The organism is Flavobacterium sp. B330r, assembly GCF_056824325.1.
Map to the genome: position 1 here is coordinate 1,674,537 of NZ_CP124860.1, position 21,833 is coordinate 1,696,369.

General features: G+C 34.9%; 20 protein-coding genes. 14 read left to right on the forward strand and 6 right to left on the reverse strand.

Annotated elements, in window-relative coordinates; translation table 11 throughout:
• Nucleotides 1-10: 10 nt before the first annotated feature.
• Both QLQ95_RS07685 and QLQ95_RS07690 read left to right on the forward strand, forming a co-directional pair.
• Nucleotides 11-2,404, forward strand: coding sequence for a M28 family peptidase (locus QLQ95_RS07685; RefSeq protein WP_482503278.1), 2,394 nt, complete (start codon nt 11-13; stop codon nt 2,402-2,404).
• Between the two features lie 29 nt (nt 2,405-2,433).
• Complete coding sequence (locus QLQ95_RS07690; RefSeq protein ID WP_482503280.1) at nt 2,434-3,303, forward strand: tetratricopeptide repeat protein; 870 nt, start codon at nt 2,434-2,436, stop codon at nt 3,301-3,303.
• Nucleotides 3,304-3,357: 54 nt separating this feature from the next.
• On the opposite strand, the gene QLQ95_RS07695 is transcribed toward QLQ95_RS07690, so the two are convergent.
• The gene (locus tag QLQ95_RS07695) at nt 3,358-3,753 is read right to left on the reverse strand and encodes a rhodanese-like domain-containing protein (RefSeq protein ID WP_482503282.1); all 396 of its coding nucleotides are present in this window, start codon (nt 3,751-3,753) and stop codon (nt 3,358-3,360) included.
• Between the two features lie 147 nt (nt 3,754-3,900).
• On the opposite strand from QLQ95_RS07695, the gene QLQ95_RS07700 reads away from it, so the two are divergent.
• The 10 genes from QLQ95_RS07700 (at nt 3,901) to QLQ95_RS07745 (ending at nt 13,853) form a co-directional block, all read left to right on the forward strand.
• The gene (locus QLQ95_RS07700) at nt 3,901-4,803 is read left to right on the forward strand and encodes a LysR family transcriptional regulator (RefSeq protein WP_320493506.1); all 903 of its coding nucleotides are present in this window, start codon (nt 3,901-3,903) and stop codon (nt 4,801-4,803) included.
• Complete coding sequence (locus QLQ95_RS07705) at nt 4,788-5,237, forward strand: GNAT family N-acetyltransferase (protein WP_482503284.1); 450 nt, start codon at nt 4,788-4,790, stop codon at nt 5,235-5,237. The genes QLQ95_RS07700 and QLQ95_RS07705 overlap by 16 nt, the downstream gene beginning before the upstream one ends.
• 107 nt (nt 5,238-5,344) lie before the next feature.
• Nucleotides 5,345-6,160, forward strand: coding sequence for an SDR family oxidoreductase (locus tag QLQ95_RS07710; RefSeq protein ID WP_482503286.1), 816 nt, complete (start codon nt 5,345-5,347; stop codon nt 6,158-6,160).
• 135 nt (nt 6,161-6,295) lie between these two features.
• Complete coding sequence (locus QLQ95_RS07715) at nt 6,296-6,865, forward strand: hypothetical protein (RefSeq protein ID WP_482503288.1); 570 nt, start codon at nt 6,296-6,298, stop codon at nt 6,863-6,865.
• Nucleotides 6,866-7,050: 185 nt separating this feature from the next.
• The gene (locus QLQ95_RS07720; RefSeq protein ID WP_095930265.1) at nt 7,051-7,527 is read left to right on the forward strand and encodes a methylated-DNA--[protein]-cysteine S-methyltransferase; all 477 of its coding nucleotides are present in this window, start codon (nt 7,051-7,053) and stop codon (nt 7,525-7,527) included.
• A gap of 86 nt (nt 7,528-7,613) precedes the next feature.
• Nucleotides 7,614-8,327, forward strand: coding sequence for a 3'-5' exonuclease (locus QLQ95_RS07725; RefSeq protein WP_320493510.1), 714 nt, complete (start codon nt 7,614-7,616; stop codon nt 8,325-8,327).
• Nucleotides 8,328-8,422: 95 nt separating this feature from the next.
• A complete protein-coding gene (locus QLQ95_RS07730) occupies nt 8,423-9,493 on the forward strand; it encodes a winged helix DNA-binding domain-containing protein (RefSeq protein WP_482503291.1) in 1,071 nt (356 codons plus the stop codon).
• A gap of 274 nt (nt 9,494-9,767) precedes the next feature.
• The gene (locus QLQ95_RS07735; RefSeq protein ID WP_250834753.1) at nt 9,768-11,207 is read left to right on the forward strand and encodes a nucleoside recognition domain-containing protein; all 1,440 of its coding nucleotides are present in this window, start codon (nt 9,768-9,770) and stop codon (nt 11,205-11,207) included.
• A 218-nt stretch (nt 11,208-11,425) separates the two neighbouring features.
• Nucleotides 11,426-12,172: a hypothetical protein gene (locus QLQ95_RS07740; RefSeq protein ID WP_482503293.1), complete on the forward strand. Its 747-nt coding sequence runs from the start codon at nt 11,426-11,428 to the stop codon at nt 12,170-12,172.
• Nucleotides 12,173-12,248: 76 nt separating this feature from the next.
• Nucleotides 12,249-13,853, forward strand: a complete 1,605-nt coding sequence (locus QLQ95_RS07745) for a fumarate hydratase (RefSeq protein WP_095930260.1) — start codon at nt 12,249-12,251, stop codon at nt 13,851-13,853.
• Nucleotides 13,854-13,981: 128 nt separating this feature from the next.
• On the opposite strand, the gene QLQ95_RS07750 is transcribed toward QLQ95_RS07745, so the two are convergent.
• Nucleotides 13,982-14,482 (reverse strand): PAS domain-containing protein, encoded by a 501-nt coding sequence (locus QLQ95_RS07750; RefSeq protein ID WP_095930259.1) that lies wholly within the window; start codon nt 14,480-14,482, stop codon nt 13,982-13,984.
• Between the two features lie 102 nt (nt 14,483-14,584).
• Nucleotides 14,585-15,667, reverse strand: coding sequence for a DNA polymerase IV (gene dinB, locus QLQ95_RS07755; RefSeq protein ID WP_482503296.1), 1,083 nt, complete (start codon nt 15,665-15,667; stop codon nt 14,585-14,587).
• A 140-nt stretch (nt 15,668-15,807) separates the two neighbouring features.
• On the opposite strand from dinB, the gene QLQ95_RS07760 reads away from it, so the two are divergent.
• Nucleotides 15,808-16,542, forward strand: coding sequence for a metallophosphoesterase family protein (locus QLQ95_RS07760; protein ID WP_095930257.1), 735 nt, complete (start codon nt 15,808-15,810; stop codon nt 16,540-16,542).
• Between the two features lie 49 nt (nt 16,543-16,591).
• Nucleotides 16,592-17,119, forward strand: coding sequence for a DUF6646 family protein (locus QLQ95_RS07765; RefSeq protein ID WP_250834747.1), 528 nt, complete (start codon nt 16,592-16,594; stop codon nt 17,117-17,119).
• A 77-nt stretch (nt 17,120-17,196) separates the two neighbouring features.
• Here the strand turns inward: QLQ95_RS07765 and QLQ95_RS07770 are convergent, their stop codons facing one another.
• From QLQ95_RS07770 to QLQ95_RS07780, 3 genes are all read right to left on the reverse strand, one after another.
• Nucleotides 17,197-19,980 carry a M4 family metallopeptidase gene (locus QLQ95_RS07770; RefSeq protein WP_482503298.1) on the reverse strand — a complete coding sequence of 928 codons (2,784 nt, stop codon included), beginning with the start codon at nt 19,978-19,980 and terminating at the stop codon, nt 17,197-17,199.
• A 369-nt stretch (nt 19,981-20,349) separates the two neighbouring features.
• On the reverse strand, nt 20,350-21,009 hold the full coding sequence (locus QLQ95_RS07775) for a CoA transferase subunit B (RefSeq protein ID WP_320493515.1): 660 nt from the start codon (nt 21,007-21,009) through the stop codon (nt 20,350-20,352).
• A 103-nt stretch (nt 21,010-21,112) separates the two neighbouring features.
• Nucleotides 21,113-21,814, reverse strand: coding sequence for a CoA transferase subunit A (locus tag QLQ95_RS07780; protein ID WP_482503300.1), 702 nt, complete (start codon nt 21,812-21,814; stop codon nt 21,113-21,115).
• Nucleotides 21,815-21,833 lie beyond the last annotated feature (19 nt).

The window sequence follows — 21,833 nt, forward strand, 5'->3', positions numbered from 1 at the left end:
ATTTATTACCATGAGAAAAAACCCCACCTCAATTCTAGCCATAGTCTGCGTTTTAGCCTTACTTGGCATTATATACGCCACGATGATGCCGCAAGGAATCTCAAAAGATGACGAAGCTCTTGCAGAATTTTCGACCGAAAGAGCCTTAAATCAGGTCGAAATTATTGCACAGAAACCGCACTATGTAGGGTCAACCAATCACGAACTTGTGGCCAACTATTTAAAACTAGAATTAAACCGAATTGGTTTAGAAACGAGTGTCCAAGAAGGTTTTACTCTAAACGATAAAGGTCTTTTGGTAAAGTCAAAAAATATTTTGGCTCGAATTAAAGGAACTAACAATACAAAAGCACTTTTACTTCTTTCTCATTATGATAGTGCACCACACTCGTTCTCTAAAGGCGCAAGCGACGATGCTTCTGGAGTCGCTACCATTTTAGAAGGTGTTCGCGCCTTTTTGTACTCCAAACATCCTCAAAAAAACGATATTATCATATTATTCTCTGATGCAGAAGAATTGGGATTAAACGGCGCTGCTTTATTCGTAAACAAACATCCTTGGGCAAAAGACGTTGGTTTGGTTTTAAACTTTGAAGCAAGAGGAACTTCTGGACCAAGCTACATGCTGATGGAAACCAATAAAGGAAATCAAGCTCTGATTAAGGAATTTACCAAAGCAAAACCTTCACATCCCGTTTCAAATTCGTTGATGTATAGTATTTACAAAATGCTTCCTAACGATACCGATTTAACTGTTTTTAGAGAACAAGGAAATATTCAAGGTTTTAATTTTGCATTTATAGATGGGCATTTTAACTATCATACGCAACAGGATGATGTTCAGCATCTAAACAAAAATACATTGGCACATCAAGGCACTTACATTATGCCTTTGATAAAATACTTCTCTAATATTGATTTAAACCAAACCGAGTCTACAGAAGACGATGTTTATTTCAATGCTCCTTTTACTTTCATCAGTTATCCGTTTACTTGGGTAATGCCAATGACACTTATTGCTTTTGGCTTATTGGTTATTTTCATTTTCGTTGGAAAAGTAAAACGAATCATTACTTTCACAGAAATTTTTAAAGGTTTTGTTCCACTTCTTGGATCACTTATAATTGCAGGATTGGTAACGTTTTTAGGATGGAAACTTGTTCTTGAAATCTACCCGCAGTATTCTGATCTTCTAAACGGATTTACTTATAACGGTCATGCTTACATTGGTGCTTTTGTTACGTTAAGTATTGCAATCTGTTTTGCTTTTTACCATCATTTTTCTGAGGCAAAAACTACGATGAACCATTTTGTGGCGCCCTTACTAGTTTGGATCATCATCAATGCCTTTTTAGCAAATAGCTTAACAGGTGCAGGTTTCTTAATTATTCCGGTTTATTTCGGAATCTTATTATTCGGAATCTTTGTCTTTACACAACATTACAGTTTAGGAATGAATTTAATATTTTCTATTCCTGCCCTAGCAATTGTTGCGCCTTTCATTGTAATGTTCCCAGTTGGTTTAGGTCTTAAAATATTGTACGGAAGTGCTGTTCTAACCGTTCTTTTGTTCGGATTATTACTTCCGATATTTGGTGCATTTGCAAAAAAAGGAGCTTGGATCGTTGTTTTCTTCCTGTCTTCTATCGCATTTTTCATTTACGCAGGTTACAATTCTGGTTACGAATATGGTAAAGCAAAATCGAATAGTTTATTATATGTTTACAATGCAGACAACAATTCGGCTGTTTGGACAACATACGACACTAATTTGGACGAATGGACGAAATCTTATCTAGGCGAAAGCAATCAGAAAGCAGTTGGATTAAATACGCTTCCACTGGCAAGCAAATACAATACAACATTTACCTATAGCGCTATTGCTCCGGTTGTTGAAGTTCCGAAACCAACAATTCAATTTTTAAGAGACAGTGTAATTGGAAATAATAGATATCTAAAAATCAAAATTACTCCAAACAGAAAAGTAAACCGTTATGACATTTATGCTAATCCGAAAATGACGTTCTTTAACTTTAAAGCAAACGGAGTGGCAACTTCTGGCGAAAAAGGAAATCGCCTGCAAAGAGAAGACAGCAAAATTTTATGTTATTATGTTGTAGGGAATGAACCCCTTGAAATGGAATTCTACATCAATAAATCGTCTATTTTTGATATGGATTTAATCGAAAGTTCATTTGATTTAATGAGCAATCCGTTATTGAATGTTAAACCAAGAAATGATTGGATGATGCCAACACCATTTGTTTTAAATGATGCCATTTTAATACAGCAGAAAATCAAAAGATATGTGCCTCCAGTAAAACCTATTGAGCCTGTTGTGCCAGTAGATAGTTTGGCGATAAGTAAAGACACTTTGAAACCGGCAGTTGTTAAACCAGAATAAGAAAATCACTCTAACCTTAATCATTTAAAATGAAAAAAAACTTCTCGTTATTTTTAACTTTTAGTGGCTTTTTAGCACTACACGCACAAACCGTTGAAGAAAAAATCGCCACAAAAGCATGCGAGTGTTTAGAAAAAAGTTCGAAAATTACCGAAGATGTTTATAGAGATTGTCTAACTAAACCAATGAGCGAAGTGATCTTGACAGATAAAGATCCTAAAGTTAGAGAATCAATAAACACAGTTGAAGGCATTCAGGGAATGATTTTGAAAGTTCAAGGTGTCATTTCAAAAAAATGTCCGAATCTGGTTCCTGAATTAATGGAAAACAAAGACGATGTTTTTTATAGCGAATCGAAGAACAAAAACGCGCAGAATTCTTATGTAATTGCAAAAGATTTTATGCGCCAGAGCAACTATAAAATGGCTATCGAAAGTTTTCAGCTAGCTCTAAAAGAAGATCCAAATTTTGTTCTTGCTCTTGATGATATGGCGGTTTCTTACAGACAGTTAAACGATTATGATAATGCCATTAAATATTACAAAAAATCGCTCGAAATTTATCCAGAAGGAAATTTTGCCTTGATGAATATTGGTGTTGCCTATACTTTTAAATCTGATTATCAAACTGCGATAAGTTATTATGAAAAGCTAATTCAATATCATCCAGACAATGCTGAAGGCTATTTTGGTGCTGGAAAAAACTATTTTATGCTGAAAGATGATGAAAAAGCATTGGATAATCTTTTTTTGGCCCATATCATTTATACCAATGAAAATTCTGAATATGCAAAAGATTCGGAACAGCTTATTGGTGCTCTTTACCAAAAAATGAAATCGGAAAACAAAGAGGATTTATTCAAAAAAATTGCAGAGAAAAACAACATTAAAATAGAATAAAACTTAAATAAAAAAGGCAGACTTATAATTTTCTAAAGTCTGCCTTTTTTCAGTTTAACAAGCGCATTCTATTTTCAATCCTTGCTTTTCGCCTTTTGTCCCTTCGGTTGCATATCCGTCGATTTTCCACCATTCAAGTCCGCCAATTAGTTCTTTTACTTTAAAACCTAATTTCGTCATATTCAAAGCTCCTTTTGTCGAAGCATTACAGCCAATTCCGATGCAATATGTCACATATAGAATATCTTTATCTAAATGACTTGTAGTTTCTAAATTCATTTCGCGATGCGGAATATTAACTGCATTCGGAATATGTTCTTCATCGTATCCAAAAGCTCTTCTGGCATCGATTACAATTATTTTCTCGCCATTGTTTAAAGCTTCAAATAAATCAGACGGATCCATTTCAAAAGCTAGTTTGTTTTCATAATGTTTAATTTGTGCTTCCATGTTGTTTGCGTTTTGATGTTTTACTTTTCCAAAAGTAGCCGAACATCAAACATCATAAAAACGAAAAGAATTCATCAAAAGCATTACTTTTTTTCATGCAAAAGCCAGTTTAAAATTTTGTTACTTTGCGTATTAATTCTTCAAAAAATGGAAATACGCCACTTAAAATTGATAAAAGCAATTGTCGAAGAAGGAAGCATCACAAAAGCGATCGACAAACTTCATTTGACACAATCGGCTTTGAGTCATCAGCTTAAAGAAGCCGAATATCAATTGGGAACAGCCATTTTTTTAAGAACAAATAAAAAACTAGTACTTACAAAAGCAGGCGAAAAAATCTACGAACTGGCCAATGAAATCCTGAACAAACTTGCCGAAGCCGAAACTCAAATCAAACAAATGGTCTTTGGCGAACATGGCGAAATCCGAATCAGTACTGAATGTTTCTCAAGTTACCATTGGCTTCCTTCCGTTTTAAAGCAATTTCATCTTTTATACCCAAATGTCGAATTGAAAATAGTAGCCGAAGCGACTCATATCCCGTTGCAAAAACTTCTAGAAAACACAATTGACATTGCCATTGTAAGTGATCAGATAAAAGACAGCAATATAAAATATCAAGAGCTTTTTCAGGACGAGGTGGTAATGGTCGTTTCTGAAAATCATGCTTGGGCAGATAAAAAATATGTCGTTGCAGAAGATTTTATTAACGAGCATTTTATAATTCATTCGCTTCCGTTAGAAACCGTTACTATTCATCAGTTTCTTTTGGCTCCAGCCAAAGTAAGTCCGAAGAAAATAACTCCGATGCCATTAACCGAAGCTTCTCTAGAAATGGTAAAAGCCGATATGGGAGTCATGTCGATGGCAAAATGGGCATTTACGCCATATTTAAAAACCACTTCGCTAAAAGCAGTAAAAGTTGGAAAAAATGGTTTAAAAAGAAAGCACTTCATTGCAACACGCGCCAATGAAAGTTATCCCGATTATTTTTATCATTTTATCAGCTTTTTACAAAACGAAATCAACTTGCAATGGAATATTCAATAAGAAACTGCGAAATCACAGACTTGCCTAAACTATTGGTTTTAATTCAGAAACATGCCGAATTTGAAAAAGCCGAATTTTCTCCTGAAGGAAAAGAAAAAGGTTTAAAAAATGCTTTATTTGGTCCAAACCCAAAACTATATTGTTTGGTTGTGGCTACAGAAGAAACCATTGTCGGTTATGCCTCTTACACTTTTGATTTTTCAACCTGGAATGCACAGAACTTTCTTTACATGGATTGTTTGTTTTTGGAAGAAGAAACGAGAGGTTTTGGAATTGGCGAAATCTTAATAGAGAAATTAAAAGAAATCGGAAAACAAAACAATTGTGTCAACATACAATGGCAAACTCCAGAATTCAATACAAGAGCTATTAAATTTTATAACAGAATGGGCGCAAAAGGAAAAGACAAAGTCCGATTTACTTTAACTTTGTAACCAAAGAATCTCTCTGTGACTTTTAATCTTGCAAAGTCGCCAAGACGCTAAGTTTAATTTTCTTTGCAACTTTGTAACTTTGTAACTTTGCAACTTAAAAAGAAAAAATGACAAAAATTAGTATACTTGGCTGTGGTTGGCTAGGACTTCCTTTAGCAAAAAACTTAATTGCAAAAGGTAATGCAGTAAACGGGTCAACAACTTCAGAAAATAAACTTTCAGTTTTAAAAGATGCAGGAATAAATTCGTTTTTAGTAACTGTTGAAAGCGAAAGTGTTTCTGAAAATACAACTAATTTTTTAGCGGAAAGCGAAATCTTAATCATAGACATTCCTCCAAAATTAAGAACCGTCGATCCTAATTCTGAGAAGAAAGCTTTTGTAGAAAAAATCAAGAATTTGATTCCGTTTATAGCAAAATCAACGGTTAAGAAAGTCCTTTTTGTAAGTTCAACATCGGTTTATGGAGATGAAAATGGTTTGGTAACAGAAGAAACGAGTCCAAATCCAGATAATGAAAGTGGTAAACAGTTAGTTTTAGCTGAAAAGCTTCTTCAAGAAAATCAAAACTTCGACACTACAATTTTGCGTTTCGGCGGATTAATTGGTGCAGATCGTCATCCTATAAAGTTTTTAGCTGGAAAAGCAAACATAGACAATCCTGATGCTCCAATCAATTTAATTCATCAAAACGATTGTATTGGCATTATTGACGAAATCATAAATCAATCGAAATGGAATGAAGTTTTTAATGCAGTTGCGCCTTTTCATCCAACAAGAGAAGACTATTACACTCAAAAAGCGATTGAAATGAATTTGCCAGAACCAAAATTCAGTTCTGAAAAATCAAATATTAAAAAAGTGGTTTCTAGCGAAAAGATTGAAAACTATTTGAACTATAAATTCTGTTTAGATAATTATTAAACTCTAAGATATCCGGCTTGGTAAAGTTAAAATCCTTATTTAAACTTAAAGTGATACAAATACATCTTATTGAGGCTATTAAAAACACATCCATAAAACATTTTTGCAAAAAATTTTAAAGCGAAAATCATGTCAATGGAACACAAATCATTTTTGTTTAATACGTCAGCATTCACAAAAGAATTATCAGAAATCATTCTTACTGCTGGAGAAACAGATAACGAAAAATTGTTAATTACTTTTATAAACCAAAATTTAAACGATTTAAAGTCACCTTATTCAGGACAAGAACTTACATCTGAATGGGTAGAAGAGTTAGAAACCGAAGATATTCAAGAACTAGCAGATTTTGCAATGACAAAATATTATAATCCTGATGAAGAATTAGGGTTATCTTATAGCTGGGAATTATTATTAGAATCATTTGATGAATTAGACCTTAAGTTTAATAATGAATATTATATACTTGGCAAATCATTAGATTCTGAAAACTTTACTTTAGACCCAGGCAGAATGGGACTTGGTTTTATTGACTCTCAGCAAATTTCTAGCATTCATAAAGAACTAATAAGTTTAAAACAAAACTTCATAAATATCTTCGAGACTGAGAGCTTAGACAAAGAAGTTATCCAAGCTTATGAAGAATTAATTGAGATTTACGAAGAAGCCAAAGAATCAAACTGTGGACTATTAATGACTTTTTAATTGATTCTTTATGCTTCTAGACTTAACAAAGTCAGGGATATACTATTTTTCACAAGCCTTAGACTCGCTCAGGGTGACAATCGTTTAAAGCGTTATACAAAAACTTAAATTACTTACATGATTTAAAAAAACTTTGCGAACTTTGCGATTGACCTTTGCTTCTATACGGTTATAACTCAAAAATCATGGAAACAGTTTTCATCAATTCGCCTCTCGGAATCACCAAAATCATTGGAGATGAAAACGGTATTTCGGTAATTTCTGTTTCCGATGTTGGAACAAATGAAGTTTCTAAGGAAATTCCAGCCGTTTTGCAAGAAGCCGTTTCGCAATTGAATGAATATTTTGAAGGAAAAAGAACCGATTTTGATCTTAAACTAAATCCACAAGGAACCGAATTTCAGCAGAAAGTCTGGAAATCTCTTTTAGAAATTCCTTACGGAAAAACGGTTAGTTATATGGACCAGACCAAGAAATTGGGCGATGTAAAAGCAATTCGCGCTGTAGCATCAGCAAATGGCAAAAATCCGCTTTGGATTGTGGTTCCCTGTCACCGCGTTATTGGAACAAATGGGTCTTTAACTGGATATGCTGGCGGATTGTCACGCAAAAAATGGCTTTTGGAACACGAATGTCCGTCTGCACAACAAAGTTTATTCTAACGATTTTTAAATAGTAAGAATTTTACGCATATTTGTAAAACATAAAAATACAAGTCTAATTATCTAATATCTAAGAAGTCTTAAAAATGATTGAAAAAATAAACCTCAATAACATTTTATTTCTTGATATAGAAACCGTTCCCGAAGAAGAAAGCTTCAATTCGCTTGATGCGGAAATGCAATCGCTTTGGGATTTGAAAACACAATATCAGCGAAAAGAGGAGTTTACACCTGAAGAATTTTACGAACGTGCGGGAATTTGGGCCGAGTTCGGAAAGATAATCTGCATCTCTGTTGGCTTTTTTACCATCAAAGGAGATGTTCGTAATTTTAGGGTGACTTCGTTTTTTGGTGAAGAAAAGAAAATCTTAAAAGATTTTTCAAATCTGGTTAACAATCATTTTAATCAGCCTCAGCATTTGCTTTGCGGACATAATTCGAAAGAATTTGATATTCCGTTTATTGCCCGAAGAATGATCATCAACCAAATGCCCATTCCCGACAAATTGAATTTGTTCGGTAAAAAACCTTGGGAAATTCCGCATCTTGATACTCTCGAATTATGGAAATTTGGCGATTATAAGCATTTTACTTCGCTAAAATTGCTAACCAAGATTTTGGGAGTTCCTTCGCCAAAAGGCGATATTGACGGAAGCCAGGTTGCTCACGTCTATTATGTCGAAAAAGACATTGATCGAATTATTACGTATTGCGAAAAAGACACCATTGCAGTTGCGCAGGTTTTTCTTCGCTTGCGCCGCGAAGATTTATTGATTGATGAAGAGATTATTCATGTATAGCTTCTTTTTAGATGCTAAGGTTCTGAGTTGCTAAGATTCTAAGATCACTTCATCTGAACTTATATAACTTTTATGGTTTAAATTAATTGCTAGAAATGAATCATTCGGAAATTTCACATTATCGTATGGCTTCTCAGAAGCTTTATCAGGAAAATCAATGTTCTCCTCAAGAAATTGTAAAGCATTTCGGTGCTATGCAAGCTCAGGATTATGCTATGGCAAAATGGGCAATTGGTTCTCGTTGTAGTTCAAGCGAAAAAGAAATAGAAGAAGCCATAAATTCAGCTCAAATTATTCGAACTCATATTCTGCGTCCAACTTGGCATTTTGTTTCTCCTGATGATATTTATTGGATGCTCGAGCTTTCTTCGCCACAAGTAAAGCGCCTTTTTGCTACAATGGCTAAACAGCATGGTTTTGACGAAAAGAAATTCGATCAGGTCAATGCCGCCATAGAAAAACTTCTAGCAGGAAATAATCATTTAACACGAGAGGAAATCATGCAGGAACTTAACATTCAGAAAAAAACTGGAGATTTATCCCCTGTTATTGTAATGATGAATGCCGAATTGGATGGTTTAGTTTGCAATGGTAAAATGAAAGGCAAACAAATTACTTATGCGCTACTGGAAGAAAGAGTTTCTAAACCAAAAACCAAATTGTCAACAGAAGAAGCATTAGCCAAACTTGCCTTACGCTATTTTGAAAGTCATGGCCCAGCAACAGTGTATGATTTTTCCTGGTGGTCAGGATTTCCTGCTACAATATGCAAGAAAACAATTAACGCAATAAAGTTGCAATTAGAAAACATTACTATTGATAGTCAACAATATTGGTTTAAACAAGGGCTAAGAGACGAGGAAAATTTTCGCGAAAGCTTACATTTTCTTCCCGCTTTTGATGAAATTTTAATTTCGTATAAAACACGCGATGTTTCTTTTAATACCGAACATCAATCAAAAGTTTTTACCAATAATGGCATTTTTAAACCCATAATTTTAGAAAACGGAAAAGTAATTGGAATCTGGAAACGAACCATAAAAAAAGATCACGCTAAAATTGAAACGGAATTTTTTAATGAAACCGAAAGTTCGAAAAAGGAAATTTTGTTTGAAGGAATTAAAGCTTTTGAAACCTATTTGGAAACCAAAGTTGTGATTGAATAGTCCATTTAAAAAAATAGATAAATTAGATTTTGCCCCGCTGAGGCTTTTTAATTATTGTCTAATCGATTTCTATAAATATTTCGCTCTTCCAGAGCTATTTCACCTAACTAAAATTCAAAAAGAGCTCTGGAAGAGCGATATATTAATAGCGAATGAAATTTCCTATTTCAAAAAGCCCCAGCTGGGCGACATATAAACTCAAATTACCGTCTCATTACATAAAATCTTTATGCTTATTATTGCTAAATAATTACATTTACAAAAAATTACAATTATGGTATTAAGCAGATTTTGGTTAGCGATTTTTATTTCTTCGATTGTTTTTATTGTAGTCAGTTTGTTTACTGCCAACACGTATACCATTGATTCTATTTTGAATGGAAAGAAAGACGATCCAATTTTGGTTTCTGAAAAATACGTCGAAGAACTTCCTGCTTTCTTAAAAGACAGCATTAAAAAAGCGCCAGATCAGACCATGATTATCAATCGTGATACGCTTAATGCCGACACTACTTACGTTTACAAAAACAAAACCGTAAAAATTTACAGCGGACTTCAAAAATCTGATGGTTTATTGCCAACTTGTAAAAGCACTTTGGTCGATCTAATTTTGCCTCTTATTGCTTATTTAGCTTTTTTCTGTGGTTTGATGGAACTTTTAATCGTTTCTGGAGCTTCAGGAAAATTGGCCAAAGCTTTGAGTCCGGTTTTTGTGAAAGTTTTCCCGAGTATTCCTAAAAATCACCCTTCGATATCTTACATGACTTTGAATTTTGCTGCCAATTTCTTGGGATTAGATTCTGCTGCAACGCCATTCGGATTGAAAGCCATGGAAAGTTTACAGGAAATAAATCCCGAAAAAGACAAAGCGAGTGATGCGCAAATCATGTTTATGTGCCTTCATGCTTCTGGTTTGACTTTAATTGCAACTTCAATTATTGGTTACCGTGCTGCGGCAAATGCCAGTAATCCTGCCGATGTTATGCTGCCTTGTATTATAACATCTTTCATTGGAACCATTGCGGCTTTCCTGATTGTTGGAATCAAACAAAAAATCAATTTTAAAAGTGCTTCGCTTCTTATTGGTTTGATGGTTCTAATTGCTGCAATTGTAAGTTTGCTGATGTATGTGAATCATTTGGACTTAATCGGAAAAAACTATTTTACTTCTAACCTTTCTGGATTAATCTTAATTGCCATTATTGCATTTACTCTAATTTTCTCATTCATACATGAAAAGAAATTCAAAGAGGCAGAAACCACTGTTTTCGACACTTTTGTAGTTGGCGCCAATAACGGAGTTAAAACTGGAGTTACGATTTTTCCTTATGTTTTAGGAATGCTGGTTGCAATCTCACTATTCAGAAACAGCGGTTTATTCGAAATTATCAGCGATGCAATCGGATTTGTCTTTTCGAATTTAGGTGTAAGCAAAGAAATTACTAATGCGCTGCCAGTTGCGATGCTTCGTCCATTTAGTTCTGCAGGTTCAAGAGGTTTCCTAATTGATTCCATGAATACTTTTGGAGCCGATTCTTTAACTGCAAGACTAAGCAGTATTTTCCAATGCAGCGCCGAGAGTACTTTCTACGTAATTGCGGTTTATTTTGGATCTGTAAACATCAAAAACACTCGTTACGCTTTGGGTACAATGCTATTGGTAGATTTAATCTGTGTAATTACAGCCATTTTTGTAGCGACTTGGTTTTTTTAAAAAATTAAGAACATTTTTTTCTCCTTAAAAAAGCCACTCTAAATACCTTTATTACAAAGAATAAAGACTAATTAATTAAAGTTTTAAAAGAAGCCTTGAAAGTAATTAAACTTATTTTTCATGTGCTTCTTTTTCTTTTTTCTTCAAAAAAATCTCATAATTTTATACTTTAGAGGTTTCGCTAGAATTAAAAAAACAATTAAAATATCTCCCCAAAGATGAAAATCCACACTCTATTTTTCTCCCTACTTATTTTTATCGGATGTCAAAAAACAAAACCTACAGATGCTGCGCCACCTATAGCCGAGATAATTGAACCACAAGAGACATTAGAGGTTTCTGCTGATGAAAAGATTATTAAAACCGATACTGTAGCCATTTACACGGACGGAACAGAATCTTCTACAGATTTTATCCTGGCGCATTTGGTAGATCAGCAAGCAGATAAGGACAGTATCGTTACGGTAAAATACCGATTAGACTTTTATCAAAATAAAACCAAAACAGCATCTTCTAAAGTTGCTATAAAAGGTTTTGAGAAAGGTTCTGAGTGGACAGCTTCTTACGGATTAACATCTGAAACTTCTAAAAATTCGCCATTCATACAAATCACCGTTGGATTTCCTGCTTGTGGCTATGCGCATGACAACTACTTGTATTATATAAAAAACAGCGAATTACAATTGGTTCACCAATGGAGCTCTATGACCGACAGCGGCTGGGGAAGCTGGGTTGAAATTGTAAATACTTCTACTAAATCTGATCCAAAATCCTTTTATTGCAAAACTGTTGCGTTTATACCTGCGGACGAAGATGAAAACATGGACATGGGCATCCTTAAGCACTCAGACTCAATAGCTTTCGAATTAAAAGATAATAAATGGAAAAAAATGTTACTCTCTGCCAAAGACAAACCGTACTTTGAAAAAAAGATGACGTTTGATCAATTTAACGCTGCAGAGTAAAAAACATCTGCAGAAGAGTCCTAATTCAAATTCTTTCTTAGGTAAATAATTTCTAAATTTGTAAAAAAACAAAACAATGATCGATTTTATATACCAAGATCCTTATCCGATCTTAAAGGATGATACGCAGTATCGCAAAATCACTTCTGATTTTGTGAAAGTAGAACAATTTGGAGAACGTGAAGTTTTAACCGTTGATCCAAAAGGTTTAGAATTATTGGCTGAAGAAGCTTTGACAGATGTTTCGTTTATGCTACGAACAACGCATTTACAGAAACTAAGAAAAATTCTTGACGATCCAGAAGCAACAGACAATGATCGATTTGTAGCTTACAACTTGCTTCAAAATGCTTCTGTCGCTGCTGAAGGTCAGTTGCCAAGCTGTCAAGATACTGGAACTGCGATTGTAATGGCTAAAAAAGGCGAAAGCATTTTTACTGGTGTTGATGACGCAGAGTGGTTAAGCCGTGGTATTTTTAATACGTATCAAAAAAGAAATTTACGTTATTCTCAGATTGTTCCGATTTCGATGTTTGAAGAGAAAAATTCAGGATCAAATCTTCCGGCACAAATTGATATTTATGCTAAAAAAGGAACTTCTTACGACTTTTTGTTCATGGCAAAAGGTGGAGGATCTGCAAACAAAACATACTTATACCAACAAACTAAGTCTTTGTTGAATGAAAAATCATTAGATGAATTCATTCGCACAAAAATTAAAGATTTAGGAACTTCTGCTTGTCCTCCATACCATTTAGCTTTGGTAATTGGCGGAACTTCTGCTGAAGCAAACTTAAGCGCTGTTAAAAAAGCTTCTGCTGGATATTATGACCACCTTCCAACTTCTGGAAACATGGCGGGCCAAGCTTTCCGTGATTTTGAATGGGAAGAAAGAGTTCAGAAAATCTGCCAAGAAAGTGCTATTGGAGCGCAATTTGGAGGAAAATATTTCACGCACGATGTTCGTGTAATCCGTTTGCCTCGTCATGCAGCTTCTTGCCCGGTAGGACTTGGAGTTTCTTGCTCGGCAGATAGAAATATCAAAGGAAAAATTACTAAAGACGGAATCTTTGTCGAGCAGTTAGAAGTAAATCCAAAGCAATTTTTACCAGAAACAGCTCCACATTTAGAAGCTCCTGTAGAAATTGATTTAGATCAGCCTATGGCAGATATTTTGGCTAAATTATCTCAATATCCAGTTAAAACTCGTTTAAAACTAAACGGAACTGTAATTGTTGCCCGAGATATTGCTCACGCAAAAATCAAAGAATTATTAGACGCTGGAAAACCAATGCCAGAGTATTTCAAAAATCACCCAGTATATTACGCTGGTCCTGCAAAAACTCCAGATGGAATGGCTTCAGGAAGTTTCGGACCAACAACTGCTGGACGTATGGACGTTTATGTGGATGAATTCCAGAAAAATGGCGGAAGTATGATTATGCTGGCAAAAGGAAACCGTACCAAACAAGTTACTGATGCCTGCAACAAATACGGCGGATTCTATTTGGGGTCTATCGGTGGGCCTGCTGCTATTTTGGCTCAAGATAATATCTTAAAAGTGGAAGTTGTTGATTTTGAAGAATTAGGAATGGAAGCTGTTCGTAAAATCACCGTCAAAGATTTCCCTGCGTTTATTATCACCGACGATAAAGGAAATGATTTCTTTGCTAATTTATAAAGATGTTTTGCCACAAAGGCACTAAGACGCAAAGTTTTTTATAAAAATAAAGCTATCCCTAACGGATAGCTTTATTTTTTTCTCTTTAAAAAACATCTTTGTGTCTTAGTGCCTTTGCGGCAAAATAACTAAGCGCTTATGTCTTGTTTTTCGAAGGCTATAAAATGAGATATCTCACCTTTCAGGTTATAAACTGGCGAGGCATCGATTTTACATTTATAGGTTTGACCGTTTTTTCTATAATTTTCGAGGGTTTTGGCAAAAGGAATCTTCTTTTTTACCGCATCTCTAATTTCCTTTAAATCTTTTTGTGAAGTTGCTGGGCCTTGAAACATCTTAGGGGTTTTTCCTAAGACTTCTTCTTCTTTGTAACCCGTCATTTTTTTTATTCCGCTTGACGCGAAAACTATTTTCAAATCTAAATCGGTTATTAAAACCACTTCATTTTTGATTCGTTCCTGAATATTGAGCGTTTTTTCATCCCAGATAAACTCATCTGAGATTTCGCTTACCCTTTTTAAATCAGTACTTAATGCTTTTAGCTCGTTTAGATATTCGTAATGAAAATCCCAAGAAAGAATTGGAACTGAATTTCGCTGTAACGGATCGTCGGAATTTCTATTTTTCATACAAAATCAATTCAGAAGACAGATATATCTTTTTACTCAAAGATAGCAGAAAAATCTTGTTATTCATAACCTAGCCTTATTTTAAACTTTTCAAAATTGTTATTAAAAAGTAAATTTAAGCTGTACTACCACCGCTTTTTTTACCTCGTTATTTAAATTGCTCAACGAAATTCCGAGCAATCGTACTGAATCTTTCATTTTTTCCTGGTACAATAATTCCTCAACGTTTTCCATAATCAGACTTTTATCAGAAATAAAATAGGGAAGCGTTTTACTCCTCGTCTGCTGCGAAAAATCGCTGTATTTGATTTTGAGCGTAATCGTTTTTCCAGAAATGTTATGCCTTTGAAGACGTTTCTCTAGCGAAGTTGCAATACGCTCCAACTGTTGCATCATAAAAATCTCCGAAGACAAATTCACATCAAAAGTATGTTCTGCAGCAACAGATTTGGTAATTCGTGAAGATTTTACTTCGCTATTATGAATGCCTCGAACCACATGGTAATAAAATGTTCCCGATTTTCCGAAGTGCTTTTCTAAAAACTCTAGAGATTTGCTTTTCAAATCGGTTCCTGTAAAAATTCCGAGCTGATACATTTTTTCTGTAGTTACTTTTCCAACTCCGTAAAATTTACGAATGGGAAGATCCTCCAGAAAAGCTTCTACCTCGTCGGGATTTACCGTTTTTTGTCCGTTTGGTTTGTTATAATCGCTGGCAATTTTAGCCACAAATTTATTGACCGAAATTCCCGCCGAAGCCGTCAACCCTACTTCATTAAAAATTCTTTGCCTAATTTCCTGTGCCAAAAGACTTGCGCTAGGATTTCCTTTTTTGTTTTTGGTAACGTCCAAGTAAGCTTCGTCAAGCGAAAGAGGCTCGACTAAATCAGTATAATCATGAAAGATCTTATGAATCTTGGATGAAATTTCCTTGTAACGATCAAATCTGGGTCTGACGAAGATAATGTCCGGGCAGTATTTTTTTGCTAAAACCCCGCTTATGGCACTACGAACGCCAAATTTTCTGGCTTCGTAACTTGCGGCTGAAACTACACCTCGATTTTCAGAACCCCCAACTGCTACCGGTTTGCCTCTTAATTCCGGATTGTCCATCTGTTCTACCGATGCGTAAAATGCATCCATATCAATATGGATAATTTTGCGATATTTTGGTGTTTCAGACATTTTGCAAATTTACTGAGGAAAAATAATAAAAAAGTATTGTAAGTAGTTATAAATCATATCAATTTTTAAAGAATCTGAATTCAATGAGTTCAAACCAATTATTCTTTCTATTTTTGTTCTTCTACTCGAAAAATTAAATAATGCGAACATTTGTTATAGGTGACATTCATGGCGGATTACTTGCACTTGAACAAGTACTAGAGAGAGCCAACGTTACCACAGAAGATACTCTAATTTTTTTGGGCGATTATGTTGACGGCTGGAGTCAGTCTGTTGAAGTAATCGACTATTTGATTGATTTAAAAAGCAAACAAAACTGCATCTGCATACGAGGAAATCATGATCAGCTGGCTTTGGACTGGCTCGAAAACAGACATGATGATTTTGATGAAGAAATGTGGTACAAACATGGCGGAAAAGCTACGGTTGAAGGTTATGCTAAAATTTCTGAAGAGAAAAAGAAAGCGCATATCGAATTTCTAGAAAATCTTCAGGATTTTTATCTTGACGATCACAATCGTTTGTTTGTTCATGCAGGCTTCACTAATTTGAATGGTGTAAAATGGGAATATTTTTCTAAACTATTTTACTGGGATAGAACCCTTTGGGAAACAGCACTTTCATTAGACCCAAAATTAAAAGAAGACGATTTACACTATCCGAAAAGATTTACCGTTTATAAGGAAGTTTATATTGGTCACACACCCGTTACCCGAATTGGAGAAACGGTTCCTGTAAACAGAGCTTGTGTCTGGAATGTAGATACAGGCGCAGCATTTAGAGGTCCGCTTACGATTTTAGATGTTGATACTAAGGAATACTGGCAAAGTGAACCACTGAACGAACTCTATTTTAACGAAAAAGGTAGGAATTAATTTATTTAAATTTTACATTTGCTGCCCAAATAATTAATATTAAATTTTTATGAAAAAGGTTATTACACTTGTATTTTTAGTTACATTCGGATTTGTTAATGCTCAAGAAGCTTTTAAAGGAAAGGGAGATATTAAAGTAAACGTAGGAGCTAATTTACAAGATGGTGGTTCTGGAATTCAAGGTTCTGTTGATTTTGGTTTAGGAGAAAATTTCTCTTTTGGTTTTGTTGCTAACTACATACTAGGGTTTGATAATTTTAACGGTTTCTACCACGGCAGCACAAATCCTTACCGTGATGCTGAGCCAGATTTCTCAGATCGTTTTGATGCAAAAGCAAGAATCAATGCTAACTTATCTAGCGTAATTGGTGTAAAAGAATTGGACGTTTACCCTGGATTAAGCTTAGGTTTACATAATTTCGGCGGACACGTTGGTGGTCGATATTTCTTTACAGATGGATTTGGTGTTTTCACAGAAATCGGATTCCCAATTGCAAAATACGGTTCAAACAATGATCCTTTTTATCATTTGAATAATCAAGCTACTTTTAGTTTAGGAGCTTCATTTAATTTATAGTTTTTAAAGTTTCTAAGATTTTGAAAAAAGAAAAACCGCCCAAGTAGGCGGTTTTTTACTTTTTTATAGTTATTATTTTATTTTTTAGCGAATTTCTTAACGATTCTTTTTGTACCGTTGTTCAATTCTATAATGTAAACTCCTGTACTTAATAGACTTACATCTATAGGGCTTTCAGAAAGTTCACCTTTACTAATTTGTTGACCTAAAACATTTGTAATTCTAAATGTATATCCTTTATTATTTAAGAATGAGACATTTAGCTCATTTGTAACAGGATTTGGATATAATACAAATTCAGAATTTTCATTAGTCTCTATCAATCCCGCAACAAGTTCTTCATTCACAATTGCTCCTGAAGCTGTTATGTTTATCGAATAATCTTCAACTTGTCCATAAGAAAAACTTTCGCAAGATGTTGGAACTCCATTGTATTTCATAGAAACTCTAAGTCTTGTTGTCCCAAGAGTTGCCGTTGCTGGAATTGTAATAGTTCCAGATGCCGAAGTTGCTGTTGATGTCGCTTTTGTCCAAACCGTTTCACCAGAATCGGCAAAATCACCATCTTGATTATAATCTATAAATACAGCATATCCTTCACTGTAAACTGTAGATGTCCAGCTCGGTGTGATCGCAATTGTATATGCAGTTCCTCTTGTTGCATTTGTCGAAATTGAGGTGTAATTTTCATAACCCGCTGTTCCTGTAGATGTATTATTGATTGTTCCAAATACAACTTTACCAATTCTTTCGTCTGCCGTACTATTACCCTGAGATGTACAATATGTTAATCCCGCAGAAGTAGTTGTAACATTTACTGTATTACTCGCTGTCGAAACATTTCCTGCTGCATCTTTAGCTTTTACACTAAAACTATAAGCTGTTAATGCTGTTAAACCAGTTACGGTATAACTTGTTGTTGCAGACGAACCTTTTAATGTTGTTCCTTGGTAAATATCATACCCTGTAACAGCTACATTATCTGTTGAGGCTGTCCACGATAAATTAGTTGTTGTTCCCGTAGTACCCGAAGCTGCAAGACTTGTTGGAGCTGTAGGCGCAACAGTATCACTAGATCCTACATAAGCTGGGCCAATACCTACTGCATAAAAAGCATTGGTTGTTGCTATAACTTCAGCCGAACCTGCACCATACAAATCTATTGCAGATTGTATTCCTGATGTCCTTGCATTTGCATAAGTAGAATTTGCGGTTAAATACACACTTTCTAAACGATAGGCAATTTTTGCCGCTTTATCGATAGTTATACCAGTCACATTATAGGTGCTTCCAATATCATTTGTTCCTGATTTACCAACTGATAAAATATAAAACCAATGATTCAGAACTCCCGAATTGGTATGAACGCCACAATAATCATTACTACTAGTGGGTGTACAGCTTTGGCTCACCCAATTAGTTCCTCCATAAGTATCTGGCTGCCCTTCAGATTTTGGATTACTCATAGAACGCAAAGCAAGATGCCCTGATCTTCTTTCAATATCTTCTCCCACTAACCATGTCGATTTTGTTGGTGCAGCACGATATTCGATACAAGCTCCCCAAATATCAGAGAAACCCTCATTCATTGCTCCTGATTCTTTTTGATAAGCAAGATTTGCTGTATAAGTACAAACCGCATGTCCAATTTCATGTCCAGCAACATCTATTGACGTCAAGATATCAAATCCTCCAGTTCCTGTTCCGTCACCATAGGTCATAACGCTTCCGTTCCAGAATGCATTATTGTTATTTGGATATCCAGCAGCTACTAAATTGTAGTGAACATAACTTCTAATTTTTGCTCCAGCATTGTCATAACTGTTTCTTCCATGAACAGCAGACCAATAATCATATGTCATTTCAGCACCCCAATGTGCATCTAATGCTCCATTATCTTTATTTGTATTATTATACTCAGCAGCTGTCCAGTTATTGTCAGCATCTGTGAAATTGGTTGTTGGGTATGTCGCTGTTCTGGCAGAATTATAAGTTTGAATTCCATTTCCGCGAGTTCCATCAGATAAAATATAAGAAGATCCACTTAGAGTAGTCTGAATGGTCTGAGTTCCGCTGTAACGTGTTGCTGCATTTGCCGAAACAATTACAGCTTTTGCATTAGATATTTCCTTTTGCTTTGCTTTCGCAGATTCCAATTTCCCTCCGTGACTATATTCTCCAAGGTGTTTTATTGTAGCATTATAAAACAAAACTTTTCCAGTTTCAGCGTCGATATAGAGATCACCTCTGCTCAACGGATTCGTAGCATAGATATCAAACTTATAAGCCAATCGAACTTTGTCTGATTTTCTATCCTGCCCTTGTTCTTCCATATCTGGTAATAAAACCAACTCCCCTTTTGGTTTTTCATAATCCATTGCAGCAGCATCTTTGGGTTTTTCCCATAAGTATTCTTTTGCTCCCGTGTAAGCAATCGCTTTAGCAAATGCATCCTGACTTGATAATTTCGGAGTAGTTTTTACATTTTTAAAAGCATAAAACTCACCATTCATAGAAACTAATTTGCCTTCTTTAGAATGTAACGTATAATTGGCAAATTCTACTTTAATTCCTTGTTCATACAACTGAAACTTTTCATGAGTAAACCCCTCTCTGTCTGATTCGGTTTTAACTTTCAAAAAAGATTGGTTATCCTTTAGTCCAAGTTGCTCTTTAAAAACAGTATTGTAATCTGTTCCCTTGTAAGTAGATTTATCACTAAAAGTGATTAGACTCGGTTGTCCATTTTCTGATAAATTTTTCTGATTTATCCGCTTGTCTGTATTCTGAGCAAATACAGGTGCTGAAAATGTAAGAATAATAACGGCTGACGCCATAATCTTAGGTAATTTTCTTTCCATAATAATGTGGTATTTAATTTTGGTTAAATGGATTACAAACAAAATATTTAATGTAGGTAAATACTTTATTTTTGTGTAAAAATATTTTATTTATGTTATATAATCGATTAAATATGTCTTTAATCGATTAAAAGCAACATTTTTTACATTAATTCCATTTTTATGTAACAAACCATATTGATTTCGTAAGAAAATAGCTCAAAAAACAATTATTTGACTGATTAGTAGTTGTTTATATTTAAAAATAAGTTTTGAATCTACTATAGTTTATTAAAATCAATAACTGTAAATCCTTTAATTAATTCCTACAAAAAAGGCCAGCTCTTTTAAAAGCTGGCCTTGATCGGTTTTTTAGAAAAAAAAATTTTTTTAGCTGATATCCATCTCAGGAATTTCTCCTTCAATAATCAAATCGGCTTCGGTTGAGGCGATGATGTGCTCGACTGAGACACCTGGCGCTCGTTCTAAGAGCTTAAAACCTTTTTCAGTTACTTCTAGAACCGCAAGCTCAGTTACAACCTTTTTAACGCATCCTACACCAGTTAATGGCAAAGTACATCTTTTTAAGATTTTTGACTCTCCTGCTTTGTTTACGTGCATCATGGCAACGATGATATTTTCGGCAGAAGCCACCAAATCCATTGCGCCTCCCATTCCTTTTACCATTTTACCTGGAATTTTCCAGTTTGCGATGTCTCCGTTTTCAGAAACCTCCATTGCTCCTAAGATTGTCAAATCTACTTTTTGGCTACGAATCATTCCAAAACTGAAAGCTGAATCAAAGAAACTTGCACCCGGAAGTGTTGTAATGGTTTGTTTTCCTGCATTGATCACATCCGCATCTTCTTCTCCTTCAAAAGGAAAAGGCCCCATTCCGAGAACTCCATTTTCACTTTGGAATTCAACCGCTATATCCTCTCGAACATAATTTGCGACCAAAGTCGGAATCCCAATTCCAAGATTTACGAAATAACGGTCTTTTACTTCTTTTGCAATTCGCTTTGCTATATCTTCTTTACTAAGTGCCATAGTTTTAATGTATCTTTTTAATGTGTCAATTAGTCAATTTGATAATAAGATAATTCTATACACAATCTAAATTAATTATCTAATTACCTCATTTTCTAATTATCTAATTTCTAGCTCTTACTGTGCGTTGCTCAATTCTCTTTTCAAATTTTTCTCCTTGAAAGATACGCTGTACCATAATTCCAGGAATATGAATTTGATTGGGGTCTAATGTGCCAACAGGAACCAACTCTTCTACTTCTGCAATTGTGATCTTTCCTGCACCCGCCATACAAGCATTGAAGTTTTTGGCTGTTCCTTTGAAAATCAGATTTCCGGCTTCATCGCCTTTCCAAGCTTTTACAATAGAAAAATCGGCTTTAAAAGCTTCTTCCATAATATGCATTTTTCCATTAAACTCGCGTGCTTCTTTTCCTTCAGCAACTTCAGTTCCGTAACCTGCTGGTGTAAAGAAAGCAGGAATTCCAGCCTGAGCCGCACGACAGCGTTCTGCCAAAGTTCCTTGAGGCGTCAATTCAACTTCTAATTCTCCCGAAAGCATCTGACGTTCGAATTCGGCGTTTTCTCCCACATAAGAAGAAATCATTTTTTTGATCTGCTTTTTCTGCAACAACAATCCTAAACCAAAATCGTCTACACCAGCATTGTTGGAAATACAGGTTAAATCTGAAATGGATGTATTTACCAAAGCTGCAATTGTATTTTCAGGAATACCACATAATCCGAAACCACCAAACATAATGGTCATACCGCTATCGATTCCTTCAATAGCTTCATGAACGCTATTTACTTTTTTTGTTATCATAACAAACTATCTTTATTGC

Excerpts from the sequence above, each read along its gene's own strand:
- QLQ95_RS07685 (WP_482503278.1), top strand. The coding sequence starts at position 11 with ATGAGAAAAAACCCCACCTCAATTCTAGCCATAGTCTGCGTTTTAGCC.
- QLQ95_RS07690 (WP_482503280.1), top strand. The coding sequence starts at position 2,434 with ATGAAAAAAAACTTCTCGTTATTTTTAACTTTTAGTGGCTTTTTAGCA.
- QLQ95_RS07695 (WP_482503282.1), bottom strand. The coding sequence starts at position 3,753 with ATGGAAGCACAAATTAAACATTATGAAAACAAACTAGCTTTTGAAATG.
- QLQ95_RS07700 (WP_320493506.1), top strand. The coding sequence starts at position 3,901 with ATGGAAATACGCCACTTAAAATTGATAAAAGCAATTGTCGAAGAAGGA.
- QLQ95_RS07705 (WP_482503284.1), top strand. The coding sequence starts at position 4,788 with ATGGAATATTCAATAAGAAACTGCGAAATCACAGACTTGCCTAAACTA.
- QLQ95_RS07710 (WP_482503286.1), top strand. The coding sequence starts at position 5,345 with ATGACAAAAATTAGTATACTTGGCTGTGGTTGGCTAGGACTTCCTTTA.
- QLQ95_RS07715 (WP_482503288.1), top strand. The coding sequence starts at position 6,296 with ATGGAACACAAATCATTTTTGTTTAATACGTCAGCATTCACAAAAGAA.
- QLQ95_RS07720 (WP_095930265.1), top strand. The coding sequence starts at position 7,051 with ATGGAAACAGTTTTCATCAATTCGCCTCTCGGAATCACCAAAATCATT.
- QLQ95_RS07725 (WP_320493510.1), top strand. The coding sequence starts at position 7,614 with ATGATTGAAAAAATAAACCTCAATAACATTTTATTTCTTGATATAGAA.
- QLQ95_RS07730 (WP_482503291.1), top strand. The coding sequence starts at position 8,423 with ATGAATCATTCGGAAATTTCACATTATCGTATGGCTTCTCAGAAGCTT.
- QLQ95_RS07735 (WP_250834753.1), top strand. The coding sequence starts at position 9,768 with ATGGTATTAAGCAGATTTTGGTTAGCGATTTTTATTTCTTCGATTGTT.
- QLQ95_RS07740 (WP_482503293.1), top strand. The coding sequence starts at position 11,426 with ATGAAAATCCACACTCTATTTTTCTCCCTACTTATTTTTATCGGATGT.
- QLQ95_RS07745 (WP_095930260.1), top strand. The coding sequence starts at position 12,249 with ATGATCGATTTTATATACCAAGATCCTTATCCGATCTTAAAGGATGAT.
- QLQ95_RS07750 (WP_095930259.1), bottom strand. The coding sequence starts at position 14,482 with ATGAAAAATAGAAATTCCGACGATCCGTTACAGCGAAATTCAGTTCCA.
- dinB (WP_482503296.1), bottom strand. The coding sequence starts at position 15,667 with ATGTCTGAAACACCAAAATATCGCAAAATTATCCATATTGATATGGAT.
- QLQ95_RS07760 (WP_095930257.1), top strand. The coding sequence starts at position 15,808 with ATGCGAACATTTGTTATAGGTGACATTCATGGCGGATTACTTGCACTT.
- QLQ95_RS07765 (WP_250834747.1), top strand. The coding sequence starts at position 16,592 with ATGAAAAAGGTTATTACACTTGTATTTTTAGTTACATTCGGATTTGTT.
- QLQ95_RS07770 (WP_482503298.1), bottom strand. The coding sequence starts at position 19,980 with ATGGAAAGAAAATTACCTAAGATTATGGCGTCAGCCGTTATTATTCTT.
- QLQ95_RS07775 (WP_320493515.1), bottom strand. The coding sequence starts at position 21,009 with ATGGCACTTAGTAAAGAAGATATAGCAAAGCGAATTGCAAAAGAAGTA.
- QLQ95_RS07780 (WP_482503300.1), bottom strand. The coding sequence starts at position 21,814 with ATGATAACAAAAAAAGTAAATAGCGTTCATGAAGCTATTGAAGGAATC.